2 protein-coding genes are annotated in these 905 nt (G+C 66.6%); both read left to right on the forward strand.

The window, feature by feature from the left end:
• Positions 1 to 135: 135 nt before the first annotated feature.
• Positions 136 to 564, forward strand: a complete 429-nt coding sequence (locus tag A5707_RS17305) for an organic hydroperoxide resistance protein (RefSeq protein WP_197495352.1) — start codon at positions 136 to 138, stop codon at positions 562 to 564.
• A gap of 16 nt (positions 565 to 580) precedes the next feature.
• A partial coding sequence (locus A5707_RS17310) for a sensor domain-containing protein (protein WP_197495353.1) occupies positions 581 to 905 on the forward strand: 325 nt, incomplete at its 3' end.

Consider the following 905-nt stretch of genomic DNA (forward strand, 5'->3'; position numbering starts at 1 on the left):
CCGACTCGTCTCGCATCGGTCCGCCGACGATGTTGCCGCACCGGTAAATCGCGAAACAGAAGCCAGGGCTGTCGCAGCACCTCGACGCGCAGCCCTGCCTTCTGTTTGGTGGGCGATATTGGCATGATCGAGCCCATGAGTATTGAAGTCGTTTTCACCACGGAGTCCACGGCGACTGGCGGCGGCCGCGACGGTCATGTGAAGTCGTCAGACGGCCGCATCGACCTCGACACTCGGCCGCCGAAAGAGATGGGCGGCAGCGGCGACGGCACCAACCCCGAGCAGCTGTTCTCCGCCGGTTACGCGGCCTGCTTCCTGGGTGCGCTGCGGCTGGTCGCAGGCAAAGCCGACGTCAAGTTGGACAACGCAACCGATGTCACCGTCCAGGTCGGCTTCGGCAAGGACTCCGCGGGCGGGTTCGGGTTGACCGGCAAGATCGTGGGCTACATGCCCGGCCTGGAGCAGAAGGCGGCCGACGACCTGATGCACCAGGCGCATCAGGTGTGCCCGTACTCGAAGGCGACCCGGGGCAACGTCGACATCGACGTTTCGGCCAAGGTCTAGCCGGGCGTTGAATTCGGTGCGGATCGCCGCCGCGGCGGTGGGCATCGGCCTGGCCATCGCAGCGGCCCCGACAGCGGCTGCCCGCCCCTCGGACCCCGGCGTGGTGAGCTACGCGGTGATGGGCAAGGGCTCGGTCGGCAACATCGTCGGCGGACCGATGCGAGACGAGTCGGTGTTCACTCAGCCGGTCCAGGCGTACTGGGTCGACGACCCGGTGTGTAACAACTGGGCAGACATCGGGTTGCCCGAGGTGTACAACGACCCGGACCTGGCCTCGTTCAACGGCGCCACCACCCAGACGTCGCCCAGCGACCAGACGCACTTCGTCAAACAGGCGGTCG

This window comes from Mycobacterium kyorinense, assembly GCF_001672775.1.
In the GTDB taxonomy this organism is placed as follows: Bacteria; Actinomycetota; Actinomycetes; order Mycobacteriales; family Mycobacteriaceae; genus Mycobacterium; species Mycobacterium kyorinense_A.